The organism is Bradyrhizobium sp. MI1.7 (assembly GCF_055811795.1).
In genome coordinates, this window is the sequence record NZ_JBVVPO010000149.1 from 1 (window position 1) to 6,540 (window position 6,540).

Sequence of the window (6,540 nt, forward strand, 5' to 3'; positions counted from 1 at the left end):
CGTTTGAGGTCATCGACGACCCCATCCTGCCACGCAGACCGGCGGAAGGGGGCCGTCCACCCCAACACGAGAGCCCGGTGCGGCGAAAGCCGCACGCGCGCAAGCGGAAGAACTCCGCCAAGACCTGAATCAGCGGACCTGGATTTCCTCGCGCGCATGCGTCTGCGCGTCATAGATCCTGATCTGAAGCATGGGAAAACGCCTCTTCAGTTCTTCGCCACCTGCCCTGGCGCCGTCTCTGGTTGTAAATTCGGCTTTGAGCCGGCCGTCGACTTCAAGCGCGTAACCGGAGGCCGGCAATTCACGGGTGGCTGCAACCATTTCATTCCCATTGTGCAGTGAGGTGGTCCAGAATGATGGGTAGCGTGAGTCGCCCAAACCGCGCCAGAGCTACCCGGCCCAAGTGCGGTGATAGGCCAATGCACGTTGTGGATTGGTGCCTCGCAGGGACCTCATCAAGGATGGGCATTTGCATCGTCCGAACAGGCGGGCGGCTTTCCACTTGCGCGGATGCATGCACGATAGAGCCACGGCTCCACATAGCTGCCGTTCCAGAGACCCTGGCCGGTGCGCTCGGCCTCGCGCTGAGCTTCGCGATATCTGCCCTTCGAATATTGAGGCCAATCCAACGCAAGACCGTTGTGCACAAGCCATTCGCCGAGGTCCGCACCACCAACCGAGCAGGTCGCCACCGTGCGGCCATACGGGTCGAGGCTGACTGGAACACAATTGACGGGACGGCGGGCAATGAAGGCGTCAAGGTCATTTGCGGCTTGCGCACCACATCGATACTGTAAGCTGTCTTCGCCGCGGCAGAGCTGGCTGCTCTCCGGTGCATCGACGCCCCAAAGCCGGATGCGCACTCCATGCATTTCCAGCGTGTCGCCGTCGATCACGCTCGCCTGTCCGACAAAATCGTCGGCCAGCGCCGCACCCGAGACGATGGCGAGTATCAATGCGACAGAGCCTCCACGCATTCCAATGACCTTAAAGCTGTCGCAAGTCTCGCGCATTGGATTCTGCCAGTTCTCGAGTGATTTCAGCGCCGGCAGCTTCTCGGGCCGCTCGAGATAGTGAAACTCTGTCCCGCACAGCCAGCGTCCCTCGAACAGAGCGCAGAGCAGAATCGCCTCCATCTGCCCAACTGACTTCATAAAGGTACCAGACCGCCTGATTCATTATAGCTTCGCCGCTAGCGTTGAATGGCAGACCTGCGGCCAGTTCTCCTTGCCGCCACCTGTTGAGCAGGAGATTTCCGCCTACGTTGCGGACAGCTACGGTCTGACCGACAGCATCTCAATAGTTGTGAAGGGTCCGAACTGGACCTTTGTGGTTTGTAATGCAGCCCAAGACCGCGCCTTCATCCGCTGTATCAACCTGGAGCTCCGTTCTAAGCATTCTGGCGGCGAGTAGATTTAGAATAATGAGGGTTGCAACGGTGCTGAAAAAGGCGATTTGCGCGGTGTCGGAGGATACGGCACGTGTAATCCCCAACGGGCGGGGAATTGCGGTGTTGGTGGAGGCAGCAGATTTTGACGATAGATCTGCTTGATCCGTGTTCGGTTGGCTACGCCACCAATCTCGGGATGTGCCACGCGAGCATATTTTGAAATCTCGCAAAAAACGTTCTGACAATCTATTGGCTGGAGGGGACGCCCATAAAGACCCGAAAAGCGCAATCCCAGTCTCTTGAACTGCGCCTCCTGCTGTTCCGCCATCCAAAAAATAATCTGCTCCGGCGTCTTTCCAGCGGTGTCCGTGAAGCATTTGGAAATGCCGTCGAGCGCACCGGGACCGGCGACGACAAAATCAGCCTCGGAGAAGTCCAGCATCGAGGCGTAGTTCAGGTCGATCGAGTATTGAAATGCGAGGAACTTTCCAATTCCTGGATATTTCAAAATGAGCTCGTATACGGTTTGGAGCGACGGCGCCTGACAAGCTCGCTCGGGAACCCGATCCTCCATCATCTGCAGCAACAGCGCTATATGATTGCTGTGCTTACGCGAATGGCCGTAGGCCGGCGATGGCATGATGTAGGCGGCCGAATAGATGCTCTGCCCCCGACAGCGCAGGTCCTCCAGCACGCGGTCAAGAGCCTCAGGATCGAGACGCGCCCACGTGATGGGGCCAAGCCGCCGCTCCAATGCCTCCCATGTCTCGATCCGATTGAAAATCTTAAACAGCATGGTGCGAAAGAACACCTCGCGGGGAGCTTGGGGGCGATCGGGCCGCGTCTGCACTTGCGCGATGAGGTACTGACTGACGCGATCGGTTGCGCGATAGGTGTTCGTGAACCGATAGGATCTCAAAACGGGATCCGTGGTGCATGGCTCAAAGGGCTCGGCCAAGCGGCGGTAGAACATCGCAAGCCGCTCTGCCGCAAACCGCCAATAGGTATCGAAGACAATGGTGGGGGTCATTCGACGCCTTATACTTGGGGCTGCCGCCGACGATATAGGGTCGGTCCAGCGGATAACGAATCGGCGCTACGATATACTGTCCAAAAGAGACAGTCACGCGGCCCTCGTGCAATCGCGACAGGACGGAAGAAAGCGTTGATTGGGCGGCTATCGGCGGGCCTGAGCCAACCGAAGGCCGGGGCAAGCGAGCGAGTTGGACGGAGCCTACATGCCGCTGTTACGGCTTACCGACCTGGTCAGCGCCCGCGAAAAAGCCTCACAACGCCGGAGATACACGACGCATTTTTCGAAACTGTTTGCTGGTGTGGTCCCCGCGCCGCGCTGCTGTCGCACCTCGCGCTTCCCTGTACAGTTTTGTGACGTGGCGTTATTACGGCCGATCCGAAGAAGCAGGCGATCCGATTTGAGCAATGGCGGTCGAATTGACCGCTGCCTGCGATGGACGATCGTTGAAGAGGTTTCGGCACTGCCGAACGAGGGCGTTTGCCTCACTCACGGTCCATCCCTGCACAACGCCGTCATGGTCCTTCTTTCCTGCGTCGATTTCAGCGTGCGTGGATACGCAAGTCAGCGAACCCAGCGTCGCGTCTGTTTGAGCGGCGACGAAAGCTTGCAAGCGCCCAAGGCCAATGAAGTTGCCGAGGCTTCGCGCGACATACATGTGGTTGCGATACATCGCCGTGAGCAGCAGGGTGTTGTCGTCTGTAAGCTTGAAACTCAGGAAGCTTAAGCACTGTCGGTTCGACACTTTGCCGGCGTCCCGAGCCGGATCATAGATCGTCATTTCGTACGCGTTGCGGTAGGTTCGCCTTGATGCAATCTGAGTCTTCATGAACCGCACAAGGTCATCGAGGGGGTTAATGAGCTTAACCTCTTTGCCATTTATTTTTTTCCAAGCCGTCATCCGATCGAAATAGCGGCCCCAGTCCCTGGTCATTTGCTTCATCCGCGGCAACAACTCACCGTAGGCGGCATAAAGCCCATCAGCACCGTGCCGATCAAGCAGACCTTGGGGGAAGATGGTGTTTGCTATGCTCGAAATGCTATAGGCGTGATGCTCGCGAAGAAACGTGTCGACTGTGGTCAGGATCGCATGGTCGACTGGCGCAATCGATATCGGATCGGCGATATCGATAATAACGTTGTGAGCCTCGCCACCGGCATCCTGCACGGCGGCGGCGGCGGCGATCCAGGCTTGGGCGTTCGTCTGCTGGGACGGAATTGGCATGTACATGGACGTCACGGCTCCGTGGTCAGGATGGCAGTTGCAATAAGACGGGGGGCCAAATAATTAGCCGCGAGCCACGCACACCCCTGAAGACCCCAAGCCTCGCCCCACGAATTGCGGATCAGCACGAATCTAGCGCCCGCCTTTTCGCCGTACCCGACCGCGACCACCGCGTGGCGTCGTTTGGAATCGATCGGCTCCGTCGCAAAGATTGTTCCATCAGCACCAGGGACATAAAACGCGTTGGACAAGCTCATTGTTACGAGGACAGGCGAACCTGCATCGAGGCGATCGAGAATCTCTTGAATGTCCGGCGGCTGCGTGCCGTGATTGCGAAAGAACAGCTCTGCAGGTGATCCCGGCGGCTTCCAGGAGGCGACATCGATCACGTGGTTGCGAATATAAGGCCAGTGGGCTTCTCTGGGCTGACCGTCCGACTTGATGGTCTCGAGCATCGAAGCGAGCGTAGAGCCATCTCCGGGCGTCCCACCATCACGCTTCACAGCATGGTAGTAAGCCCATTCCGTCGAGAGTGGTGTCCAGCCGGACCGCATGGCCGCATGAGTGTCACTTGCTGCGAAGGCAAGGCACGTGGGACGAGAATGCTGGTCCCGCGCCGCCCCGAAGCTGCCGCGCAGGTCGACGATGCTCTTGATCATGGTTATGCTGCCTGCAACACCCGCTTCAGTTCAGGCTCCCACATGCCCGGGCTTTCGGGGCCGCGCAGATCATACCGAAGAAGCAGCTGGTGAAGGGGCGTGTCGGCGGCCCAGGGTCGTGCCTCTTGAAGAGTGACCTCGCCCTCCACACGATCTTCGGACCGGGCAGTGACAGTGCGGGTCAAGACCCCTCCGATCGTGTCGGGACTGGCGTCCTCGCGATCATCTATAACAAGCGCGAATCCGGCGTCGCGCAACTGATCGAAATTCCAAAGATAGCCGGCGCCACTGTTCTCACGGAGCTTCATAACGAAGAGGTCATTCCGGCCACCTTCGATAAGTAGGCCTTCATCGCGCTGGGTCAGGAGCCAAACATCGGACCGCCAATCGGGCGGCTCGTATCCAGCAAGGAAATGCTGCTTGATCGTCTTCGGCTCGACATCGACCAGCCGCGCGCATTGAGTGCTGCTGATGACCTTGTGTCTTTCAAGGGCATAGCAGGTGGCGCGATAGCTGGTGCCGAGCCGCAGTGAGGCTTGATAGACAAATTCCGGCTCAGCCAGCTGACGTGCTGACCATCCGTGGCGCTGTAGAGTTAATGCAATAAGCCAAGCTGGACTCAGGAACATCGATGCGAATGCGTCGGCCTCACGCTCCTGCCGATCGGCGCGCCCGGCCGTCGAGAACGGAGACCGCCGCAAGATGCTCGCGTCATCCAAACTGGGTTGATGACTCATATAGAGATGTCCCAGCTCATGAGCGCCGGTGAAGCGCTGGACGGGGAGCGGGCGTTTTGTGGTAATCAGAACTCCGAGCTCTTCTCCCGGCAAATAAGCGCCAAGCAACTTGTCGAGTGGCTGGAACATCAATGTCGCGCCAAGCTTGGCGATAGCTCCGAATACATCTACCCGGCCACCACCGCCACGCTCGATCTGTTCGCGAATCCCGAGATCACGATGCAGAGTGTGCGCGGCCTTTGCACCGGACAATATGGCTGCGCGATTATCGGCCATCGGATCCGGCCTTTGCGCGAGCGCGGGATTTCAGGAAATCGGCAAAGCGCGCCAGCTCTTGGCGATCCTGCTGGGAGAGCGTCGCCGCAGCTCTCGCGACATGTGCAACCTCCTTGGGAAGCTCCGATCCAATTTCAGGATTCTCCCCCGTGAACCACGCCAATGGGCGCTGATACAATTTAGCGAGTCGTGAGAGTTCGATAGCATCTACTTTGCGCGTACCAGCCTCGACATTGGAGAGAGCGCTCCGCGGGATGCCGACTGACTTGGCCACATCCTCCTGCTTGAGACCCATGTACTCGCGCGCCTGCTTCAGGCGTTCGCTGAGCCCTATGCGATCAGCTTCGGGTGAAGGCTGTGAAAAACCGATTCGATCCTTCATGATATTCTCTCACTGGTCAGTTGATTCCATGCGGCGCTCGCTTCAGACAGGAGGTCATTCACACAGGCCTCGGCCGAGTCGTAGCCGCCTTTTGGAGAAAACGTCGCCGGCAACTTGATGCCTAAAAGCTCCTCGACCGCGCAGATAACCTCCACTGCAACCAGAGAGTCGATTTCGGGCTCCCAGGAAGTAGCCGGAACGATTCCCGGGATCTGGGGTGCTCTCGGCCTCAGAATGGCCTGATCAGCGGCCTGGACGGCCAAAGTATCCCTGATACACGCCTCCACTTGCGCGGCAGGAAAAGCCGCCGATTGCGTGGTCGAAACTGCCGTGGGCATGCCGCCTCCGTAGTTGTCGAAAACACCGCGTCTGATTATCGCACTAACAATATACACAATGTCCGATTTTCAGACAAGAGCCATTATCCCAGGAGGGGTCCATTTTGGCTGAAGGCGCCATATTCGTTGTAACCATCTGTTTCTACAAAGAAATATTTGGGCCTCTCCCTAAAAAACCCCCCTGCTTCCAGGCGCGCCTTCCGCGCCTTGCAAACGCGCACAAGTCGGGGCTCGAGGGAGATAGAGGGCGTGGCCGTATCGACTGCTGATCGGGATTGCCGGACCACTGCATGGATGGGTTTTGCAGTCGCGGTCCACGCATGATTACTTTGATACATCGCGCAAATCCGCGATGGCGCTTGCCGTGCAAATCGTTTCTCCAGCCACAGCAGTGAAGGCGACCCTATAATCGACAGCCTTCAAGAGCTATCGCCGAAAGTTGGTGACGGCGGGAATCGGGAAGGCGGCATATCGTGGGGGTGCTTGACGCCTCCACTTCT

Annotated in this window: 8 protein-coding genes; all 8 read right to left on the minus strand. The window is 58.2% G+C overall.

Going from position 1 to position 6,540, the window contains the following annotated elements; all coding sequences use genetic code 11:
• Nucleotides 1-129 precede the first annotated feature (129 nt).
• On the minus strand, nt 130-321 hold the full coding sequence (locus AC0L3X_RS46220) for a hypothetical protein (RefSeq protein WP_439034003.1): 192 nt from the start codon (nt 319-321) through the stop codon (nt 130-132).
• A gap of 134 nt (nt 322-455) precedes the next feature.
• Nucleotides 456-1,136, minus strand: coding sequence for a thermonuclease family protein (locus AC0L3X_RS46225; RefSeq protein WP_439034002.1), 681 nt, complete (start codon nt 1,134-1,136; stop codon nt 456-458).
• Nucleotides 1,137-1,415: 279 nt separating this feature from the next.
• Nucleotides 1,416-2,420 (minus strand): nucleotide kinase domain-containing protein, encoded by a 1,005-nt coding sequence (locus tag AC0L3X_RS46230; RefSeq protein ID WP_473317541.1) that lies wholly within the window; start codon nt 2,418-2,420, stop codon nt 1,416-1,418.
• Between the two features lie 370 nt (nt 2,421-2,790).
• Nucleotides 2,791-3,654 (minus strand): hypothetical protein, encoded by an 864-nt coding sequence (locus AC0L3X_RS46235; protein WP_231144031.1) that lies wholly within the window; start codon nt 3,652-3,654, stop codon nt 2,791-2,793.
• Between the two features lie 5 nt (nt 3,655-3,659).
• Nucleotides 3,660-4,307, minus strand: coding sequence for a C1 family peptidase (locus AC0L3X_RS46240; protein ID WP_231144030.1), 648 nt, complete (start codon nt 4,305-4,307; stop codon nt 3,660-3,662).
• Between the two features lie 2 nt (nt 4,308-4,309).
• Nucleotides 4,310-5,320, minus strand: coding sequence for an ImmA/IrrE family metallo-endopeptidase (locus AC0L3X_RS46245; protein WP_439034001.1), 1,011 nt, complete (start codon nt 5,318-5,320; stop codon nt 4,310-4,312).
• Entirely contained in the window at nt 5,310-5,702 is a 393-nt protein-coding gene (locus tag AC0L3X_RS46250; protein ID WP_231144028.1) for a helix-turn-helix domain-containing protein, read from the minus strand. Before AC0L3X_RS46250 ends, AC0L3X_RS46245 begins: the two co-directional genes overlap by 11 nt.
• Complete coding sequence (locus AC0L3X_RS46255) at nt 5,699-6,040, minus strand: acyl carrier protein (RefSeq protein WP_231144027.1); 342 nt, start codon at nt 6,038-6,040, stop codon at nt 5,699-5,701. Before AC0L3X_RS46255 ends, AC0L3X_RS46250 begins: the two co-directional genes overlap by 4 nt.
• Nucleotides 6,041-6,540 lie beyond the last annotated feature (500 nt).

Excerpts from the sequence above, each read along its gene's own strand:
- AC0L3X_RS46255 (WP_231144027.1), bottom strand. The coding sequence starts at position 6,040 with ATGCCCACGGCAGTTTCGACCACGCAATCGGCGGCTTTTCCTGCCGCG.
- AC0L3X_RS46220 (WP_439034003.1), bottom strand. The coding sequence starts at position 321 with ATGGTTGCAGCCACCCGTGAATTGCCGGCCTCCGGTTACGCGCTTGAA.
- AC0L3X_RS46235 (WP_231144031.1), bottom strand. The coding sequence starts at position 3,654 with ATGTACATGCCAATTCCGTCCCAGCAGACGAACGCCCAAGCCTGGATC.
- AC0L3X_RS46240 (WP_231144030.1), bottom strand. The coding sequence starts at position 4,307 with ATGATCAAGAGCATCGTCGACCTGCGCGGCAGCTTCGGGGCGGCGCGG.
- AC0L3X_RS46250 (WP_231144028.1), bottom strand. The coding sequence starts at position 5,702 with ATGAAGGATCGAATCGGTTTTTCACAGCCTTCACCCGAAGCTGATCGC.
- AC0L3X_RS46225 (WP_439034002.1), bottom strand. The coding sequence starts at position 1,136 with ATGGAGGCGATTCTGCTCTGCGCTCTGTTCGAGGGACGCTGGCTGTGC.
- AC0L3X_RS46245 (WP_439034001.1), bottom strand. The coding sequence starts at position 5,320 with ATGGCCGATAATCGCGCAGCCATATTGTCCGGTGCAAAGGCCGCGCAC.
- AC0L3X_RS46230 (WP_473317541.1), bottom strand. The coding sequence starts at position 2,420 with ATGACCCCCACCATTGTCTTCGATACCTATTGGCGGTTTGCGGCAGAG.